General features: G+C 58.5%; 15 protein-coding genes. 7 read left to right on the top strand and 8 right to left on the bottom strand.

The genetic code is table 11. The features are described 5' to 3' along the window. Positions 1-334 precede the first annotated feature (334 nt). The 3 genes from AC2FJC_RS03005 to AC2FJC_RS02995 all read left to right on the top strand — a co-directional run bounded on the left by AC2FJC_RS03005 (position 335) and on the right by AC2FJC_RS02995 (position 3,738). Positions 335-2,086 carry an acetolactate synthase 3 large subunit gene (locus AC2FJC_RS03005; RefSeq protein WP_496738364.1) on the top strand — a complete coding sequence of 584 codons (1,752 nt, stop codon included), beginning with the start codon at positions 335-337 and terminating at the stop codon, positions 2,084-2,086. A gap of 67 nt (positions 2,087-2,153) precedes the next feature. Then, positions 2,154-2,714 carry an acetolactate synthase small subunit gene (gene ilvN / locus AC2FJC_RS03000; protein ID WP_108860398.1) on the top strand — a complete coding sequence of 187 codons (561 nt, stop codon included), beginning with the start codon at positions 2,154-2,156 and terminating at the stop codon, positions 2,712-2,714. A gap of 289 nt (positions 2,715-3,003) precedes the next feature. Then, complete coding sequence (locus tag AC2FJC_RS02995) at positions 3,004-3,738, top strand: helix-turn-helix domain-containing protein (RefSeq protein ID WP_496738363.1); 735 nt, start codon at positions 3,004-3,006, stop codon at positions 3,736-3,738. A 5-nt stretch (positions 3,739-3,743) separates the two neighbouring features. Here AC2FJC_RS02995 and AC2FJC_RS02990 read toward each other — a convergent pair whose 3' ends face one another. The 3 genes from AC2FJC_RS02990 to prfB form a co-directional block, all read right to left on the bottom strand. Then, complete coding sequence (locus AC2FJC_RS02990) at positions 3,744-4,526, bottom strand: DUF2189 domain-containing protein (RefSeq protein ID WP_496738362.1); 783 nt, start codon at positions 4,524-4,526, stop codon at positions 3,744-3,746. Positions 4,527-4,559: 33 nt separating this feature from the next. Further along, the gene (locus AC2FJC_RS02985; RefSeq protein ID WP_496738361.1) at positions 4,560-5,954 is read right to left on the bottom strand and encodes an amidase; all 1,395 of its coding nucleotides are present in this window, start codon (positions 5,952-5,954) and stop codon (positions 4,560-4,562) included. 189 nt (positions 5,955-6,143) lie between these two features. Further along, a complete protein-coding gene (prfB, locus tag AC2FJC_RS02980; RefSeq protein WP_282120492.1) occupies positions 6,144-7,271 on the bottom strand; it encodes a peptide chain release factor 2 in 1,128 nt (375 codons plus the stop codon). Positions 7,272-7,347: 76 nt separating this feature from the next. Here prfB and AC2FJC_RS02975 point away from each other — a divergent pair, with 76 nt between their 5' ends. Further along, a complete protein-coding gene (locus tag AC2FJC_RS02975; RefSeq protein ID WP_496738360.1) occupies positions 7,348-8,181 on the top strand; it encodes an aminoglycoside phosphotransferase family protein in 834 nt (277 codons plus the stop codon). On the opposite strand, the gene AC2FJC_RS02970 is transcribed toward AC2FJC_RS02975, so the two are convergent. The 3 genes from AC2FJC_RS02970 to AC2FJC_RS02960 form a co-directional block, all read right to left on the bottom strand. Then, complete coding sequence (locus AC2FJC_RS02970) at positions 8,175-10,661, bottom strand: penicillin-binding protein 1A (RefSeq protein ID WP_496738359.1); 2,487 nt, start codon at positions 10,659-10,661, stop codon at positions 8,175-8,177. The genes AC2FJC_RS02975 and AC2FJC_RS02970 overlap by 7 nt on opposite strands. A 95-nt stretch (positions 10,662-10,756) precedes the next feature. Further along, positions 10,757-11,977 carry an N-acetylmuramoyl-L-alanine amidase gene (locus tag AC2FJC_RS02965; RefSeq protein ID WP_496738358.1) on the bottom strand — a complete coding sequence of 407 codons (1,221 nt, stop codon included), beginning with the start codon at positions 11,975-11,977 and terminating at the stop codon, positions 10,757-10,759. Between the two features lie 66 nt (positions 11,978-12,043). Beyond that, complete coding sequence (locus tag AC2FJC_RS02960) at positions 12,044-13,207, bottom strand: pyridoxal phosphate-dependent aminotransferase (protein WP_496738357.1); 1,164 nt, start codon at positions 13,205-13,207, stop codon at positions 12,044-12,046. On the opposite strand from AC2FJC_RS02960, the gene AC2FJC_RS02955 reads away from it, so the two are divergent. From AC2FJC_RS02955 to AC2FJC_RS02945, 3 genes are all read left to right on the top strand, one after another. Further along, positions 13,206-14,588 (top strand): M48 family metalloprotease, encoded by a 1,383-nt coding sequence (locus tag AC2FJC_RS02955; RefSeq protein WP_496738356.1) that lies wholly within the window; start codon positions 13,206-13,208, stop codon positions 14,586-14,588. The genes AC2FJC_RS02960 and AC2FJC_RS02955 overlap by 2 nt on opposite strands. Beyond that, positions 14,585-15,343, top strand: coding sequence for a DsbA family protein (locus AC2FJC_RS02950; protein WP_496738355.1), 759 nt, complete (start codon positions 14,585-14,587; stop codon positions 15,341-15,343). Before AC2FJC_RS02955 ends, AC2FJC_RS02950 begins: the two co-directional genes overlap by 4 nt. 61 nt (positions 15,344-15,404) lie before the next feature. After that, positions 15,405-16,475 (top strand): agmatine deiminase family protein, encoded by a 1,071-nt coding sequence (locus tag AC2FJC_RS02945; protein WP_496738354.1) that lies wholly within the window; start codon positions 15,405-15,407, stop codon positions 16,473-16,475. A 26-nt stretch (positions 16,476-16,501) separates the two neighbouring features. On the opposite strand, the gene ispG is transcribed toward AC2FJC_RS02945, so the two are convergent. Then, positions 16,502-17,623 carry a flavodoxin-dependent (E)-4-hydroxy-3-methylbut-2-enyl-diphosphate synthase gene (ispG, locus tag AC2FJC_RS02940; RefSeq protein WP_496738353.1) on the bottom strand — a complete coding sequence of 374 codons (1,122 nt, stop codon included), beginning with the start codon at positions 17,621-17,623 and terminating at the stop codon, positions 16,502-16,504. Positions 17,624-17,694: 71 nt separating this feature from the next. Then, the gene (locus tag AC2FJC_RS02935; RefSeq protein WP_496738352.1) at positions 17,695-18,909 is read right to left on the bottom strand and encodes a helix-turn-helix domain-containing protein; all 1,215 of its coding nucleotides are present in this window, start codon (positions 18,907-18,909) and stop codon (positions 17,695-17,697) included. Between the last annotated feature and the right edge of the window lie 76 nt (positions 18,910-18,985).

Here is an 18,985-nt window from a genome sequence, read left to right as displayed (position 1 = left end):
TTTTGACTACCCTCAAGGCAGGAATTTGGAGGTAAAAGGGGGTATTTTTCCTGAATATTCCCTGCATGCGTCAATCTGCGCAATAAAATGTCGCAAAATTCACCCTCAGAGTTAGAAAATTGGTGCAAAAGCCTGTTGACGCCCCTTCCCCCGGCTCATAATGTCCCTGCACGCAAAGAAGGAGCCTCTGGCGATGAGAACGCTAGTCGTAATCGTAGGAACCACGCGCATGGGCCGGTAACGGTAAACCATAATCGAACCCATGCGCCTCCGAAAATCTCGGGGGCTTTTTTTTGTCAAACGCAAGACACATGTCGCGAACGGAGCAAAGCAGATGACACGTGAGATGACCGGCGCAAAGATGGTAGTTCAGGCCCTCAAGGATCAGGGCGTGGACACGGTATTCGGATACCCCGGCGGTGCTGTGCTACCGATCTATGATGAGATTTTTCTGCAAAACGATATTCGTCACATTCTGGTGCGGCATGAACAAGGCGCGGTTCACGCAGCCGAAGGTTATGCCCGCTCGACAGGCAAGCCCGGCGTTGCCCTTGTGACCTCTGGCCCCGGCGCGACAAATGCCGTGACCGGCCTGACGGATGCGCTGCTGGATTCGATCCCGATTGTGGTTCTGACCGGACAGGTTCCAACCTTCATGATCGGCTCGGACGCGTTCCAAGAGGCCGATACCGTTGGCATCACCCGCCCCTGCACCAAGCATAACTGGCTGGTCAAGGATACGGACTCGCTGTCCGACACGATGCACGAGGCATTCCATGTCGCCACCTCGGGCCGCCCTGGTCCGGTTCTTGTCGATATCCCCAAGGACGTTCAGTTCGCAACCGGTGACTATAGCGCTCCAAAGCCCTCGACCTCGCACTACCAACCGATAGTGAAGGGCGATTTGGAGGAGATCACCGAACTGGTCGCCGCAATTGAGACCGCCAAGAAGCCCGTCTTTTACACCGGCGGCGGCGTCATTAATTCCGGCACAGCGGCCAGCCAGTTGCTGCGCGAACTGGTCGATGCAACCGGCTTCCCGATCACCTCGACCCTGATGGGCCTTGGCGCATACCCGGCGTCGGGCAAAAACTGGCTGGGCATGCTGGGCATGCATGGTCTGTATGAGGCCAATCTGGCGATGCATGACTGCGACCTGATGATTAACATCGGTGCGCGGTTCGATGACCGGATCACCGGGCGGATTGACGCGTTCTCGCCCAACTCGAAAAAGGCCCATATCGACATCGACCCTTCCTCGATCAACAAGGTGATCCGCGTGGACATCCCGATTGTTGGTGATGTTGCACATGTGCTGGAGGACATCCTGAAGGTTTGGAAAGCGCGTGGCCGCAAGACAGATGAGGCGTCGGTTGCCAAGTGGCAGGATCAGATCACCGAATGGCGCAAGGTCAATTGTCTGGCCTACACCAACAGCGAAAAGACGATCAAACCGCAATACGCGCTTGAACGGCTGGAAGATCTGACCAAAAAGCACGACCGTTACATCACCACCGAGGTCGGTCAGCACCAGATGTGGGCCGCGCAGTATCTGGGCTTCGAAGATCCGAACCGCTGGATGACGTCGGGCGGATTGGGCACGATGGGCTATGGCTTCCCGGCCTCCATCGGTGTGCAGATGGCGCACCCTGACGCGCTGGTCATCAACGTCGCGGGCGAGGCCTCGTGGCTGATGAACATGCAGGAAATGGGCACCGCGGCACAGTATCGCCTGCCGGTGAAACAGTTCATTCTGAACAACGAACGCCTTGGCATGGTGCGTCAGTGGCAGGAACTGCTGCATGGCGAGCGGTACTCGCATTCCTGGTCCGAGGCCCTGCCCGATTTCGTCAAACTCGCCGAGGCCTTCGGGGCCAAGGGCATCCTGTGTTCCGATCCGGCCGATCTGGATGACGCCATCATGGAGATGATCAACTATGACGGTCCGGTGATCTTTGACTGTCTGGTGGAAAAGCACGAGAACTGCTTCCCCATGATCCCGTCGGGCAAGGCACATAACGAAATGCTGTTGGGCGAGGCCGAGACACAGGGCGTAATCGATTCCAAAGGTTCGGTTCTGGTCTGACACAATTCGACAGATTTTGTCGGGTGCACCGGCACCCGACCATCACAGGATTATGAAAGGGACATAAATGTCTGCCCTACATATCAAAAAAGGTGCAACGCGCCATTCCGCCTATAACCTACGCCCCACGTTTTCGGACGTGCAGGAACGCCATACGATTGCTGTCTTGGTCGAAAACGAACCGGGTGTACTGGCCCGGGTGATCGGGTTGTTCTCGGGTCGGGGTTACAACATCGAAAGCCTGACCGTCGCCGAGGTGGATCACACTGGCCACCTGAGCCGGATTACCATCGTCACCACCGGCACCCCTCAGGTGATCGAACAGATCAAAGCCCAATTAGGCCGTATCGTTCCGGTACACGAGGTTCACGACCTGACCGTCGAAGGCCCCTCGGTCGAGCGGGAACTGGCGATCATCAAAGTTGTCGGCGCGGGCGACAAGCGGGTCGAGGCGCTGCGTCTGGCCGATATCTTTCGCGCCAGCGTCGTCGATAGCACGTTGAATTCGTTCATATTTGAACTCACCGGTGCCCCGGACAAAATTGACGCCTTTGCCGATCTGATGCGTCCGCTGGGCCTTGTCGAGATTGCACGCACCGGCGTGGCCGCCCTGCTGCGCGGCGACTGACTTTTTCGCCTCGCCCCCCTTTGGATACCGGGGCGAGGCGCAGTCCCAGGACATGTTCAAACAATACCGCTGTATGTTGCCTATGAGCATGACCACCCAAAAAGATCATACAAATTGACGTAAAGCCTATTGCGTTTGCCTGCCCCGACGTTAACTTCGGAGGCGTAGCGTGGTGTTGGGATGCGCCAGCTGGGGTCACCAGTACGATTGTGAATGCATGCACGGCCAAAAAGGTCGGGTGCGTCGCGCTTTTTGAAATGACACTCTGGAACCTGGGACAGAAATGACCATGAGTATCCGCAGTCCTGATGAATTGCGCCAGATGTTCGGCGACAATCTGCGACAATTGTCGCGGCAATATTCGTCCGTGTCCGAGCTGTGCCGTCAACTGGGCATCAACAGGACCCAATTCAACAGATATCTGGCGGGTGAAAGCTTTCCCCGCCCCGATGTTCTGGATCGCATGTGCCGGTTTTTCGAGGTCGACGCCCGTATCCTGTTGCGGCCTCTGGAGGAAATTGAAACACCTCCGGAACATCCGGCTGCTTCGGCCCTGACTGAATTCCTGGGGTCCGGCCCCTCAACGCTGACCGAAAACCTGCTGCCGGCGGGCTTTTATTATGCGACGGAAACGGGACTGGACGGATCTCCCATGACCAGACACCGGCTGATCCACACGCGCCGTTTGCCGCAATGTACACTGGTGCGCAGCTATGAGCCCGAAAATGAGGGGATACCGGCCGACACCACCAGACGTGAAGTACAGGGCATCGCGGCCTGCGCCGGGCGGCAGATTTTTATCCTTATGTCCAGCCGCGCTGCCCAAAACAGCCGTATCTACCTTGTAACGCGCGGCGCTGAAGAAAACTCCGAGCGATGGCGTGGCATTGCAATTTGCCTGTCCAAAACCAACGCTCAGGCGACCACAATGCGCCGGATTTCGCTGAATTATCTGGGCACTCAGGCAAAAGCCGCCTTGCCAGCGGCGCGCGCTGCCAAGCGGCTCAAGCAAAGCGCTGCATAGGCTCTTCAGGCGTCTATCGCGGTCCCTGCCAGAGTGATCAGGCGGTACAGGTGCCAACTGGCATGCCCGAGCAAAGGCAAGACGATCAACAACCCCAAAAACCACGGGATCATGGCCACAAACGTCACGACAGCCACGAACACACCCCACCCCAGCATGATCTTCGGGTTCGACCGGACATAGCTGAAACTGGCGATCATCGCAGTCACGAAGTCCAGTTCCCGGTCCAGCAACATCGGAATCGAAAGGACGGTGATCATGTATAGAATAAGCGCAAAAATGGCCCCCACGACGCTGCCGACGGCCAGCATAGTCAGGCCATTGGGCGTCATAAAGACCTCTAGCGAACTGGAGACGTTGGTCATGGTCGACAGCCCCATGAACAACGCAAAGATCATGTGACCCAGGAAAAACCAGAACAGGAAAATCACCACGATAATCGCACAGATGGATGGCAATTGACGACGGCTCTGCTGCAGGATCACGCCGAAAACCTCTTTGAAATTCAATGGGTCACCCTGTTCCAGCCGGTGTGACACCTCGTACAACCCCACCGCCGCAAAGGGGCCGAGTAGTGGAAAGCCGATGGTGGCCAGCACCAGCCAGTATGACGTCTGCGTCTGCACCGTGACCCACGCCATGGCCAAGCCAGCCAAAACATAGAACCCACCGAACAACAGGCCAAAAACTGGTGCCCGACGAAAATCAGCCCAGGCACGGCGCAACGCCTCGCGCAGCATTCCGGTATCCACAGGTCCCATATCCGGAACCCCAAAGGGTTTTTCCATGCTCTGTTTCTCCTCCTGTTTCCGGCGCTCTCCTCAAGCCGGTCGGTTTTGTGGCCACCCGGTCGCGTCGTGATACGCGGCCCCGATTGACAATATATCCGCATCCGCGCCGCGCGGGCCAAAGACCTGCATGCCCATCGGCAACCCGCCTGCCCCAAACCCCACCGGCACCGACAGACACGGCAAGCCAATCAGACTGACTGGAATCATGACCTGCATCCAGCGGTGATAGGTATCCATGCTTTTACCGGCAATCTCGGTGGGATACGGAAGCTCAAGTTCAAACGGCCAGACTTGAGTAGACGGCAGGATCAACGCATCAAACCCTTCGAACAGTTCAGCCGCGCGCCGAAACCAATCCGATCGTACAACACTCGCCTGATGCACCTGCATCGCCGTCAAGGCTTGCCCCTGGTCAAGCTCCCATAGCGCCGTGTCCTTCAACTGCGCCCGCTGTTCAGACTGCGGGGCCAGACTTGCCGCCACGCTCCAGGATCGTAAGGTCGACCAGCTTTCGAACATGCGCTCCGCATCAAAGGGCGGCGCAACAGCTTCAACCTGCGCCCCCTGCTGTACGAAAACGGACAGTGCATCCTGGCACAGGTCCAGAATACCATCCTCAAACGGGTACGCTCCGCCCCAGTCGCCCAGCCAACCGATCCGCATACCGGACAGATCGGTCGCCTGTACCGGGGACACTGGCTGGTAGTGCGGGGTTGCAGGATGACGCGGGTCCGGTCCTGATATCACGTCCAATAGGACGCCCAGGTCTTCAGGTGTTCGGGCCATCGGACCAAACGTGGACAACTGGTGAAGGAATATGTCGCCAACCGGTTCAGGCGGCACGCGTCCCCAACTAGGGCGAAACCCATAGACATTGTTCCAGGCCGCTGGATTTCGCAGACTGCCCATCATGTCAGAGCCATCCGCCAGCGCAACCATCCCGGTGGCCAGAGCAACGGCTGCCCCACCCGATGATCCACCGCATGTCTTAGAGTGATCATACGGGTTACGTGTGGCACCATAAACGGGATTGAATGTGTGCGAGCCCAAACCGAACTCTGGCGTATTCGTTTTGCCGATCAGGATCGCACCGGCTGCCCGCATTCGTGCCGCTATCAGATCGTCCTGTTCGGGCACATGATCGCGATGCAGCGGTGATCCCTGCGACGACACCACTCCGGCGACATTCACCAGATCCTTGACCGCGATCGGCAGCCCATGCAACGGGCCTGTTACTGGCCCCGCATCCAACGTACGCGCCTCGGCCATCAGCGCCTCTTCATCGCGCAACGCAACAATCGCATTCAGGGACCCGTTGACCGATCTGATACGATCCAAAGTTGCACGCATCAGATCAGTGGCAGAAAGGCGTCGGGCCGAAAGCTCAGCCAGCAAAGCCGTTGCGGTTGTCTGGCTTAAATCCATTCGGCACCCATCGCATTCAGTGTTCCTAAGTCGCGATCAGCCTAGCGGGGCCACAACATCAATTAAACCCGTGTTTTACATATACCTTTTTACACGCGCGCAGCGGCGCGCGGATCCCTTTCATCTGGCTGAAAATATCCCGGGGGAAACTACGCTTGCGAAGAGGGCGGCAGCGCTCCCCTACTCCAATCAGCTGTCGCCTTGAGCCTCGGACCGGCTTTTTCCCGCAACATCCATTGCAAGGGTCGCTGCCATGAACCCATCCAGATCGCCATCCAGAACACCCTTGGTGTCCGAGGTCTCATGGTTGGTACGCAGGTCCTTTACCATCTGGTAAGGCTGCAAAACATAAGACCGGATCTGGTTGCCCCAGCCCGCATCACCTTTGGCCTCATGTGCTGCGTTAATGTCCGCGTTGCGACGGTCCAATTCCTGTTGATACAGGCGCGATTTCAGGGCCTTCATGGCAATATCGCGGTTCTGGTGTTGCGACTTCTCAGAACTGGTCACGACGATCCCGGTTGGAATGTGCGTAATCCGAACCGCCGAGTCCGTGGTGTTCACGTGCTGACCACCCGCGCCCGAAGACCGATATGTGTCGATACGAATTTCGGACGGGTTCACCTCAATCTCGATATTGTCGTCGACCACCGGATAGACCCAGACCGAACTGAAGGATGTGTGCCGCTTGGCCGCCGAGTCAAATGGCGAAATGCGCACCAGACGATGCACGCCGCTTTCGGATTTCAGCCAGCCATAGGCGTTGTGACCCGAAATCTTGTAGGCGGCGGATTTGATGCCCGCCTCTTCGCCCGCAGTCTCGGACTGCAGCTCGACCGTGTAGCCCTTCTTCTCGGCCCAACGGACATACATGCGCGCCAGCATCGAGGCCCAGTCACAGCTTTCGGTGCCACCGGCGCCCGAGTTGATTTCAAGGAACGTGTCATTGCCGTCGGCTTCGCCATCCAGCAACGCCTCAAGCTCTTTCTTGGCGGCCTTCGCCCCCAATTTCTGAATGGCGTCTTCGGCGTCGGTGACGACCTCTTCATCCTCTTCCATCTCGCCAAGTTCGATCAGCTCGATATTGTCGCTTAGATCGGTCTTGATGGATTCGTAGGTCTCAATGGCATCGACCAACATCTGACGCTCGCGCATCAGTTTCTGCGCGTTCTCGGGGTTGTCCCATAGGTTAGGATCCTCGACGCGCGCGTTGAATTCCTCAAGACGATGAGGGGCGGTCTCATAGTCCATACGCTGCGCCAGCAGCTCCAGCGACTTTTCGATTTCCGCCACGGTGTTCTGGGTTTCGGCGCGCATGGTCTTGTCCCAACTTGCTCAATCAGGCCTGCGTGATAGCAAGAGGCGCGGGCCACCACAAGACAGGCGAGACGGAATGCAAAACGCGTTGAACGAGTTTCTGACCAGATGGGATTTGGAAGACGCACAGCCCGTCGCAAATACCGGGCATGCACAAGTGTGGAAGGTCCGAACTTTGGACAACACGCTTGCCGCCCTCAAGATCTATCGCCGCCCAAACCGTGGCAATGAAACAGCTGGTCCGCACCTGATGCACCTGTGGCGTGACCGGGGGGCTGTGCACATAATGGCCGAGGCGCCCAACGCCGTTTTGACGGAATGGCTTGAAGGGCCATCGCTTGGGGACATCGCGCGGTCTGGCCGCCCGGATGATGCGGTACGCGGTCTGGCGACGGCAGCGGACCGACTGCACCGAAGGCCGACCATCAACGCGACCGGGCTGAAACCGCTTCAGGAAGTCTTCGCGCCAGTTTTCGACTGTCAATTCCCGGACGATTGCCCGATCCGGCTACGGCACGACATGATGCAAGCGATCCGCATTGGCCGTCGGCTTCTGGACACGCAGGATATGGTTGTTCCGCTGCACGGGGACCTGCATCATGACAACGTAATCGCAACACCTGCCGGGCCTCGGGTCTTTGACGCCAAGGGGTACATCGGCGACTCGGCATTCGAGCTGGCCAATGCACTGCGCCACCCCAAAGGCATGCCAGAGTGGGTTCGCCGACCTGAACAGATTGAAACTGGCCTGGCGCTATACGCGACCGCCATGCGGGTAAAAAAAGGACTACTTGCCCAATGGGCTGCCGCAAAATGTGCTCTGTCGATCTTCTGGCGCGCAGATGGCACCGTCACACATGACCCGGAAGAAGACCTGTTGAACCTTCTCCTGCAGGCAGCGGATCAGTAAAGACCGCCGCCCTGCAGATCACCCTGGCTGGCGTTGGGGCCAACAGTGATTGTGTTGCCGGTCGACGTGGTAACCTGACGGCCCGAGCTGGCCTCTTCGAACAGAGGCAGGTCGGAGCCCATCGCAAAGCCACCGTCGTAGACACGGTCGATAAAGCCGTCGACGCCATCGCGGAAATATTCGGCCACGACATAGTCACCGGAAGCATCGGCAGGCAGGCGCGCGCCACTAAAGCGGTCGATCTTGATGAAGTGGCCGCCTTCGGGCACATCAAACGGACCACCGCCGTATTTCTCGACGGCTTTCTCCATGAAGCTCTGGAACACTGGCCCGCACAACGTACCCCCATAGGCCCCCCGCCCCATCGGACGCGGGCGGTCATAACCGATATAGCAACCAGCAACGATGTTCGAGGTGAAGCCGATGAACCACGCATCCTTGGATTCATTCGTCGTACCTGTTTTACCTGCAGTCGGCACCGGCAGATTGACGACACTGGACGCGGTCCCGCGATCAACCACACCTTTCATCATCGACGTCAACTGATAGGCGGTGATCGCATCCATGACCTGAGAGCGATTGGTCTCGATGGTGGGCGACTCGTCCGGCTCAAGCCAGGCCGAGTTACAATCCAAGCACTGACGGTCATCATGGCGGTAGATCGTCTTGCCGAACCGATCCTGAATACGGTCGACCAGAGTGGGCTCGACCCGCTCACCGCCATTTGCGAACATCGCGTACGCGGCGACCATCTTGTACAGCGTGGTTTCTTCCGACCCCAGCGAGTTCGCCAGGAACGCGCCCATACGGTCATAGACGCCAAACCGTTCCGCGTAGCCAGCGACAACCGGCATGGTCACCTCTTGCGCCAGACGAATGGTCATCAGGTTCCGCGATTGTTCGATCCCGGTGCGCAGCGGCGTCGGACCATAGAACTTGTTCGAAGAGTTCTTGGGTCGCCACAGCCCCTGCGGCGTGTTCACTTCGATCGGGGCGTCCACAACGATGGTCGCTGGACTGTAACCACTGTCCAGCGCAGCGGCATAGACGAAGGGTTTAAAGCTGGAGCCGGGCTGGCGCTGCGCCTGCGTGGCGCGGTTGAACACCGAATCCTGATACGAGAACCCGCCCTGCATCGCGAGAACACGGCCCGAGTTCACGTCCATCGCAACAAAGCCGCCCTGCACTTCGGGCACCTGACGAGCGGACCACTGGCCTTCCTCTCCAGCCATGACCAGAATGACGTCACCGCGCTTGAAGTTCGCCGCAAAATCACCTTGCATCCATTTGATGTCGGCACGGGGGACGATGCCGTCTGCCGGACCGTCCTCGATCCCTACTGTCAATTGCTGCTCACCGACGTTCATTACCACAGCCGGATACCACTGGGTCGGAAGTACCACATCACGGGGGATCTCCATGATGGACAACGCTTCGCGCCATTGCGCCTCATCCGCCAGTTTTTCTTCTGGGATCACCTCGCCCGTACCACGCCACTTCCCACGTGAACGGTCGTACTTCTGCAACGCAGTGCGCAAGGCCTTGGCTGCCTCAAGCTGCATTTCCTCGTCAACCGAAGCGCGAACCGCGAAACCCCCAGTAAAGAATTCGCCCTCGCCGAAATCCTCGCTCAGTTGGCGGCGGATCTCGTCGGTGAAGTAGTCACGCGGCGGCAACGCCGTACGGAAGCTTTCGAAATCTCCGTTCTGGACCGATCGGAGGGGCATTTCGACTTCGACCTCATAGGTCGCCTGATCGATATACCCATTCTGGTTCATCTCGCGCAAAACGTAGTTGCGGCGCGCCAGCAGGCGGTCCTTTTGCCGAACCGGGTGATAATCCGACGGTGCCTTGGGCATGGCGGCCAAAGTTGCGGCCTCGTGCGGCTCCAGTTCCTGCAAAGTCTTGTTGAAATAGGTCTGCGCAGCAGCGGTCACGCCATAGGAGTTCTGACCCAGAAAGATCTCGTTCATGTAAAGTTCGAGGATCTGTTCCTTGTCCAGCGTATCCTCAAGCCGGGTGGCGAGGATGATTTCCTTGATTTTCCGCTCGGCGCGGCGGTCGCCGGACAGCAGGAAATTCTTCATCACCTGCTGTGTAATGGTCGATGCACCGCGAACGGTTTCGCCCTTGGATTTCACCGCCTCAACACCAGCGGCAATGATACCGCGCGGATCGTAACCCTGGTGGGTGTAGAAATTCTTGTCCTCAGCCGAGATAAACGCCTGCTTCACCAGATCTGGAATCTCTTCGGATGGCGTGAACAAACGGCGTTCCTGCGCGAACTCGTCGATTAACTGGCCTTCGCCCGAATAGATTCGGCTGATAGTGGGCGGTTTGTACTGCGCCAACGATTCATGGCTGGGCAGGTCGCGCCCATACATCCAGAAGATCGCGCCGACGACCAGCGCGGCCATGAAGATACCCAATGTCACGAGGCTGAAGATCGCCCCGAAAATCGAAAGAATGAAACGGATCACGTTACTGCCTTTTACTCGCGGTGACGCCTATATAGTGATGGCCCGGCGCAGGGTCAAAACACGATGGCCAATAATAGCCGGTTTACGTCGCAGGGTCACTGACCAATCAGGGATCTTTTGATCAGGTCGTCCTGCCGCCACTTCTGCAGACCATCGACAATGCCCTGCGCCATTCCAACGCGCCATTCCGGGTTCCTGATATTCTGCAGGTCCCGAGGGCTGGACAGAAACCCAAGCTCGACCAGAACCGAAGGAATATCCGCTGCCTTGAGAACCGAGAATGAGGCCGTGCGGATCGGCCTGCTGTTCATCGGGCCGCCCTGTTGTGTCATGCCATCAGCCAGCGCACGGGCCAGCGCATCAGTTCGGGGCTTGGTTTCCTGCCGCGCGATATCCAGCAGAATATCGGCCACCTGGTCATCCGCACCGCTCAGATCAATCCCCGAGATCAGATCACCGCGGTCATGACGTTCCGCCAGCTTGTCACTGGCCACATCTGATGCTTCGTCCGACAAAGTATATACTGCGGCACCATGCGCCCGCCCTTCAGACAGGATATCTGCATGCAGTGAGATAAACACATCGGCACCGGCCCTATGCGCCAGCGCGATGCGCCGTTCGAGCGAGACGAATTGGTCATCAACCCGCGTCATCACCACTTCGAACCCTCCGGTCCGCAACAAATGCTCGCGAAGTTCGCGCGCGAAGGTCAGCATCAGGGTCTTTTCGTCCAACCCGTCGACCTCGGCCCCCGGGTCGATGCCGCCATGACCGGGGTCAAGCATGACCCGCAACGCGCCTCCCCCGCCGCGGCGCGGCTGGGCCGGCGTTACTGCGGGTTCGGGCAAATCCCAACCTTGTTGACGGGGTGCGCCTGCGCCGGCGGCGAATGAATCGAAATCGGTTCCTTGCAGAAGCAGCGACAGTTGCGCCCCTCCAGCCGTTTCATCAATTTTCATCTCGGCGCGGTCGACGGCCAATGGCGCGCCAAGCTCCAGAACCATTCGAGACCAGCCGGGAACATATGCTCCGAATTGAACACCGCTGATACGATCGGTCTGCAGAAGCGCTTCGCGGTCAAGTCCGGTCCAGTCAACCTCTTGAAAATCAAGTACCATGCGGTAGGGATCTTGCAATGTGAACACGCGGTAAGGCACGCCCTGGCTGAGGCCTAGATCGACCCTCACCCCTGCGCGACCTTCGTCCACAATGCGACTGTCATCAGGCAACACGCGCGCAAGCGCGCTGAAGTCATGCGCGACTGCGGCAGTAGACAGCGCCCAAAACAGCGCAATGGCGTAAATGATCCTGCTCATGGCCTCAAGTTTTCCCGAGATCGTTTGTCTGGCACCCTATCGCATCCGGGGCTCGTTGTGAACGGCTCAGGCCTGTTCCGTGATCGCACCGCGATCCGCCATAAAGCGGTGCAGTCGCTGCAGACCCTCTTCGATGTCCGCCGTCGAGCGCGCGTATGAGAACCGAAGCGTCGTATGACCGCGCAGCGGGTCGAAATCCAGCCCCGGCGTGACGGCTACCCCGGCCTTTTCCAGAATTTCAGCTGCAAAGGCGCGGCTGTCGTCGGTCAGGTCCGAAACATCGGCGTAGACATAAAACGCCCCATCCGGCGGCGCGATATTGGTGAAACCGGCCTTGGGCAGCCCGTCCAGCATCAATTGGCGGTTGCGGCGATAAACATCCAGATTGGCCTGCAATTCATCGTTGCAGTCCATTGCCGCCAGCGCAGCCACCTGGCTGGCGTGCGGCGCACAGATGAACATGTTCTGGGCAATCCGTTCAACCACCCTCACCTGATCTTCGGGAACCACCATCCAGCCAACGCGCCACCCAGTCATCGAGAAATACTTGGAAAACGAGTTGATCACATAGCAGTCATCAGTCAGCTCCAGCGCGGTGACGGCCTTGGCCTCATATTCCAGCCCATGGTAAATCTCATCGCTGATGAACGAAGCGCCCTGCCCCTGTGCGGCGTCTATCAGCGAACCCATGGCTCTGTGATCCAGCATCGTGCCCGTGGGGTTCGCAGGCGAGGCAACCATCAGGCCCTGCAGGTCGAGCCCTGCGAAATCGGATGGCACGGGTTGCAGCCGGTTTTCGAGTGCGGTGGGCAGATCGACAGGGACCAGACCTAACGCTTTCAGAATCTGCCGGTAAGACGGATAGCCCGGCGCGCCGATACCCACGCGGTCACCGCTATCGAACAGGGCAGTGAAAGCCAGCAGAAACCCGCCGGACGACCCTGGTGTAACCACGACGCGGTCGGGGTTGAGATCGACGTTATACCACTCACCGTACAGGCTTGCGATCCGTTGCCGCAGCGCGGGTAGACCCAAAGCCACGGTGTAGCCCAGCGGGCCTTGATCCATTTCTCTGGCCAAGGCCTGAACGGCCCCCTTGGGCGCGCCCGTCCCCGGCTGGCCGACCTCCATATGGATGATGTGCCGCCCGGCCTCTTCAGCGCGGCGCGCGGCCTCCATCACATCCATCACGATAAAGGGATCGACCCCGGATCGGGTTGAGTTTCTCATGCCCATCTCCCATGTTGCAGCCATGGCTTTTGAACGCTTATCCAGGCTGGCGTCAATCCCGGCCCTGTTGCTGATTGCAGTGACATGGATGGGCAGTGCGTTTCAGTCCAGCGCTCAAAGCCTGATCCGCGACCCCGATATCGAGCACGGGTTGCGCGAACTGGCCTTTCCCATTCTGCGAGCCGCCGGGCTAAACACCAATCGGGTGAAAATTCTGGTCGTCAATGACAGTACATTCAACGCATTTGTAATTGATTACAACGCGATATACGTAAACTACGGGCTAATCCTGACCGTCGAAAGCCCCGAGATGCTGCAGGCTGTGATCGCCCATGAGGCGGCCCATATCGCCAACGGCCATCTGGCCAGACGGGTTGAAAACATGCGCGCCGCACAGCGCAAAGCCCAGTTAGGCACTGCGCTGGCCCTGATCGCCGCGGCCGCAGGTGGTGGCGAGGCCGCAGCTGGAATCGCCGCCGGCACATCCGCGTCTGCCCTGCGCAGTTTCCTGGGGCACACACGCGCAGAAGAGGCATCAGCCGACCGCAGTTCGGCCAGCTACCTGCGCGCGGCGGGGATCTCACCCAACGGGATGGTCGCTCTGCACCAAAAGTTTGCAGGTCAGGAGTTGCTGAACACCGCCAACCAAGACCCCTATATGCGATCCCACCCCACCAGCCGCGAACGGCTGCGCGCCGCTGAGGCGTTTGTGGGCGAGTTCAGCGATCATGCCTCACCAAACGCCAACGCCGACTACTGGTTCGCGCGGGTCAAGGGCAAGCTATCGGCCTTCCTGCGTTCGCCGGGCTGGACCTTGCGCCGGTTGAAAGAGGAAAGCGCACAGGACATCCGCCTGATGCGCGAAGCCGCCGCCCATCATCAGAACCGCGATCTGGCCCGCGCAAGGGCAGCGATCGACGGCGCGCTGGAAATCCGGCCCGATGATCCGTTCTTTTATGAATTAAAAGGGCAAATTCTACTGGAAAACAGAAAGTTGCCAGACGCAATTAAAGCCTACGGACAGGCGGTTGAGATGTCTCCGAATGATCCATTGCTTCTGGCCGGGTACGGGCGCGCCTTGCTGGCAGATGGGCAGACGACCGACGCCCTGAAGGTGCTTGAAAAGGCGCGCGCGCGGGATTATCGCAATGCACGACTGATGCAGGATCTTGGAATGGCTTATGCCAAGGTCGGAAATAACGGCATGGCCTCGGCTGTGACCGCAGAACGCTATGCCCTGCAAGGCCGCCTGGTCGATGCCGGCATTCACGCAAAACGCGCCGTCGGGCAATTGCCCGAAGGTTCACCTGGTTGGCAACGGGCACAGGATGTGTTGATTGCCTCGGAACGAGCGAAGAAAAAGAAAAGGAACCGGAAATGATCCTCAGACATGCTGCACCCGCCCTTCTGGGGCTTTCCCTGATCACCGGCCCCGCGCAGGCCCTGGACCTGAGCACCTTGAGCGATGCCGAACGCGAGCAGTTCGGCGTGCAGGTGCGCGAGTACCTTCTGGAAAACCCCGAAGTGATCATCGAAGCGATCAACATCCTTGAACAGCGCAACGCCGTTGCCGAAGCCGCCGCAGATAAGGATCTGGTCGCGGCCAACGCTGACGAGCTGTTCAACGACGGCTATAGCTGGGTTGGTGGCAACCCCGATGGCGACATCACTCTGGTCGAGTTCATGGATTACCGCTGCGGCTATTGCCGCCGCGCCGTGCCCGAGGTCGCGAGCCTGTTGGCCGAAGATGGCAACATCCGCCTTGTAATCAAGGAATTCCCGATCCTGGGCGACGCCTCGGTCCTGTCTTCGCGTTTTGCGGTCGCAACCAAACATGTGGCTGGCGCTGACGCCTACAAACAGGTCCATGACGCGCTGATGGAATTCGGTGGAGAGCCTTCCGAAGTCTCCCTGCGCCGGATCTCGGATGGCCTCGGCCTGGACAGCGATGCGATCATTGCGGCCATGGACAGCGAACAGGTTACGGATGAAATCGGTAAGACCCGTGCGCTGGCGCAGCGTATGCAGATTTCAGGAACACCTTCATTTGTTCTGGGCACCGAAATGCTGCGTGGGTTCCTGCCAGCGGAGCAGATGAAGCAGATTGCGGACGGTGTGCGCGCAGAACAGGGTTGATGAACAAAGAGTATCTCTCGCCGAGGTACTCTTCACCCAACAGCCTATTGGGGTTTTCACAATGAAGCGTAGGGAAGTTCTGCTGTCTGGCGGGGCGATTGGGTTAATGAGTGCCACACAGCAACCTTTTGCCCAAGCTGGCTTGAGCTATTTTGTTCCCGCGGAAGAAACGCGACACCAACGCACTTTTTTGCAGTGGCCGGTAAGCCGAAATGTGTATCCAGATGCCCACTTGCGTGAACTGGTGCAGCAAACGATCGCCGATATTGCCAATGCGATATCGGCATTTGAACCGGTGACGATGCTGGCTGCTGCCGAACACCATTCGGCAGCACGTGAAAAACTTTCAACGGAAGTTGAATTGTGGGACGTCCCAACCGAAGACCTTTGGTGCCGGGATTCCGGACCGATCTTTGTGATTTCAGACGCCGGTAACATGGCCATCCGCAAAATCCAGTTCAATGGCTGGGGTAAGAAGCAAGCCCATAAACAGGACGCTCGTGTCGCTGGTCGCGTTGCCGAACGACTGGGCCTGCCGCTCCTTCCCTCCGGCCTGATCGGTGAAGGTGGTGGTGTTGAGCAAGACGGGCACGGCCTGCTCATTGCGCATGAAAGTTCATGGGTGAATGACAATCGCAACCCTGGCCAGTCTCGCAACGAGATCGAAGCCAAGCTTTTGGCCGCCTACGGAGCAAACCGCATGATTTGGTCCGAGGGTGTCTGGGGCGAAGACATCACCGACTACCATATCGACAGTCTGGCACGCTTTACTGGCCCGGGTCGTGTTCTGGTCAACCTTCCAGACGTACCTGATTTTCAAGACCCCTTCCACCTTGCGGCATTGGACACCCATGACCGATTGGTCGCGGAAGGTTTACAAGTAGAGGTCATTCCGGAACCAGTCAGAAGGCGGGTCACAGATCCAGATTTCGTGGCATCCTATGCAAACTACTATGTTTGCAATGGCGCGGTCATCATGGCCCAATTCGGTGACAAAGAAACCGACACCATCGCGCGCGACGCCCTAGCACGGCATTACCCGGGACGCGAAGTTGTGGCACTAAACGTCGATATTCTAGGCGAACTTGGTGGCGGTATTCACTGCGCAACGCAACAAATGCCCGCCGTCTGAATTGACCCGAGGGTCAGTGACATCAACTATTCCGCCGCCTCAGCCACGGCGTCCAGTTCCGCCGCCTTCTTCTCGACTTCATCGACGATGTGATCAATCATCTGGTCGTTCGACATCTTGTGGCTGGCCTTGCCCGCCAGATAAACCATGCCCGATCCAGCGCCACCTCCGGTGAAACCGACATCGGTCATCAGCGCCTCACCGGGGCCGTTCACCACGCAGCCGATGATCGACAGGCTCATCGGAGTTTTGATGTGTTCCAGCCGCTGTTCCAGCGCCTCGACCGTTTTGATCACGTCGAACCCCTGCCGCGCGCAAGACGGGCACGAGATTATGTTCACGCCGCGATGGCGCAGGCCCAGAGATTTCAGGATCTCAAAGCCCACCTTTACCTCTTCGACCGGGTCAGCGGACAAGCTGACACGGATCGTGTCGCCAATACCCATCCACAGCAGATTACCCAGCCCGATTGCCGATTTGATGGTGCCAGACACCAGTCCGCCAGCTTCGGTGATGCCTAGGTGGATCGGTGCGTCCGTGGCCTCGGCAATGCCCTGATAGGCTGCGGCCGACAGGAAGACGTCGCTGGCCTTCACACTGATCTTGAACTCGTGAAAGTCGTTGTCCTGTAGGATCCGAATATGCTCTAGCCCGCTTTCGACCATCGCCTCGGGACATGGTTCGCCATATTTTTCAAGCAGGTGCTTTTCCAGACTACCGGCGTTCACGCCGATCCGGATCGAGCAATTATGGTCCTGCGCGGCCTTGATAACCTCTTTCACACGCTTTTCATCGCCGATATTGCCCGGGTTGATGCGCAGGCATGCGGCACCCGCCTCGGCAGCTTCGATACCGCGGCGATAGTGAAAGTGGATGTCGGCCACGATGGGAACCGGGCTTTCGCGCACGATCTCTTTCAATGCTTTCGATGACGCCTCATCAGGGACGGAAATGCGCACGATATCGGCACCTGCCTCTGCTGCGGCCTGAACCTGCGCAATGGTCCCTGCAACATCCGTTGTGAGGGTGTTCGTCATCGTCTGGACAGCAATGGGTGCGTCGCCCCCGACCGGAACACTTCCAACCATGATCTGGCGGGATTTGCGGCGGTAGATATTGCGCCACGGGCGGACATGATTAAGGGACATGAGGACGGGTCCAAAGCTGCCTGAGTTGCGTCTTTAGATAGTCCGCCTACCCGGCCACCGCAATGGCCAGATCACTCAGCCGGCGTTTCAGGTACTTCCGCCTGAAGTTCGGCCACCAATTGTTTGAGGGCGCTATTCTGTTCGGATTCCAGATCGGCGATCTCATAGCGTTCGGCAACCGCGTCCTTGGACAGCAGAACACCTTTGGTCACCGTGCCCGGCGCGCCAACAGGCCCGAAATGTTCGCCATTCATCGAAAAATAGACGGAACCCGAAGCCCCTGCACGCAGTTGCGGTGGTTCTTCGGTCAGCGGAATTTCGAATGTATTGCCCTGCTCGACCGTGCCCAATGTGCCTTCAAACAGAACGCTTCCATCGGCGGCGCGAATACGCATCCACGATGGCGCAACGGCCACGATTTTCAGTGCGGTATCAACCTGTTCAACAACCTGCGGCAATGCGAGGCGTTCAACTGTGTGCACTTCGGCCACTTCGATCCGGGGTGCCTCTGGCGGGCGGAACGTTCCGACTGTGCGAGGGTCCAATGTGGCAATCGGCGCGTCACGTGCCACAAGAACCGGAACATCCAGCGCCTGTGGGCGATAAAGACGATCCAGCGCCTCGGGGGTCGGTGCTGTGGATTCTGCTGCTTCGGCAAGTTCTACCGGAGCGCGGGCTGCATCCAACGGGTCGAGATCGGACAGAACCACCGGGGCCTGTTCGACCGGGCTCACCTGAACCTGTTGGATTTTGTTCAATACAGCCCAACCGCCATAGCCAATGCCACCAATCACAGCCAGCAGGACCAGAGACGACCCAATGGCGCGGGGCTCAATCTGGCTGACCAGAGATTCCCTGCCCGGGATGTAAGGTGTATTCGGCGAGATGAACGGATCGCGCCCCATCGGACCCCGCGCGGGCAACCCGCCGGATGGTTTACGCACAACCGAAGCCTCGGCTGACATACCATGGGCCACTTCGAACCCGCTTTCGGCGCAGAACGTGGCAAAGGTCTCATCCGGGTTCATACCCAGATAACGCGCATAAGAACGCACATACCCGGCGATGAAGCCGGGTGTATCAAACGCATCGGGATCAGCGTCTTCGATTGCAGCAATGTAGTTGGCTTTGATCCGCAGTTCGCGCTGAACATCCAGAAGAGACTTACCCATGGTCGCGCGTTCGCCGCGCATCCTGTCGCCAAGCCGTACCTCATAGTCGTCAAAGCCCTTCGGCCTGACGTCCGTGTTTTCTTCGGAATCGCGCTGTGATCTGCGCCCAATCATCCCTGCTGCCCCATTCTGCCTTGCGCGTGTTACACGCCAACGGCGAATCGCCTACGTAACGATTCGTGCGTCTCTT

This window comes from Ruegeria sp. CDSB117, from assembly GCF_059611005.1.
The sequence above is the reverse complement of the archived record's forward strand: the minus strand, read 5'-3'. Positions and strand labels throughout refer to the sequence as shown.

Bases quoted from the DNA above. Each gene is read 5' to 3' on its own strand.
- AC2FJC_RS03005 (WP_496738364.1), top strand. From the start codon at position 335: ATGACACGTGAGATGACCGGCGCAAAGATGGTAGTTCAGGCCCTCAAG.
- ilvN (WP_108860398.1), top strand. From the start codon at position 2,154: ATGTCTGCCCTACATATCAAAAAAGGTGCAACGCGCCATTCCGCCTAT.
- AC2FJC_RS02995 (WP_496738363.1), top strand. From the start codon at position 3,004: ATGAGTATCCGCAGTCCTGATGAATTGCGCCAGATGTTCGGCGACAAT.
- AC2FJC_RS02990 (WP_496738362.1), bottom strand. From the start codon at position 4,526: ATGGAAAAACCCTTTGGGGTTCCGGATATGGGACCTGTGGATACCGGA.
- AC2FJC_RS02985 (WP_496738361.1), bottom strand. From the start codon at position 5,954: ATGGATTTAAGCCAGACAACCGCAACGGCTTTGCTGGCTGAGCTTTCG.
- prfB (WP_282120492.1), bottom strand. From the start codon at position 7,271: ATGCGCGCCGAAACCCAGAACACCGTGGCGGAAATCGAAAAGTCGCTG.
- AC2FJC_RS02975 (WP_496738360.1), top strand. From the start codon at position 7,348: ATGCAAAACGCGTTGAACGAGTTTCTGACCAGATGGGATTTGGAAGAC.
- AC2FJC_RS02965 (WP_496738358.1), bottom strand. From the start codon at position 11,977: ATGAGCAGGATCATTTACGCCATTGCGCTGTTTTGGGCGCTGTCTACT.
- AC2FJC_RS02955 (WP_496738356.1), top strand. From the start codon at position 13,206: ATGCCCATCTCCCATGTTGCAGCCATGGCTTTTGAACGCTTATCCAGG.
- AC2FJC_RS02960 (WP_496738357.1), bottom strand. From the start codon at position 13,207: ATGAGAAACTCAACCCGATCCGGGGTCGATCCCTTTATCGTGATGGAT.
- AC2FJC_RS02950 (WP_496738355.1), top strand. From the start codon at position 14,585: ATGATCCTCAGACATGCTGCACCCGCCCTTCTGGGGCTTTCCCTGATC.
- AC2FJC_RS02945 (WP_496738354.1), top strand. From the start codon at position 15,405: ATGAAGCGTAGGGAAGTTCTGCTGTCTGGCGGGGCGATTGGGTTAATG.
- ispG (WP_496738353.1), bottom strand. From the start codon at position 17,623: ATGTCCCTTAATCATGTCCGCCCGTGGCGCAATATCTACCGCCGCAAA.
- AC2FJC_RS02935 (WP_496738352.1), bottom strand. From the start codon at position 18,909: ATGATTGGGCGCAGATCACAGCGCGATTCCGAAGAAAACACGGACGTC.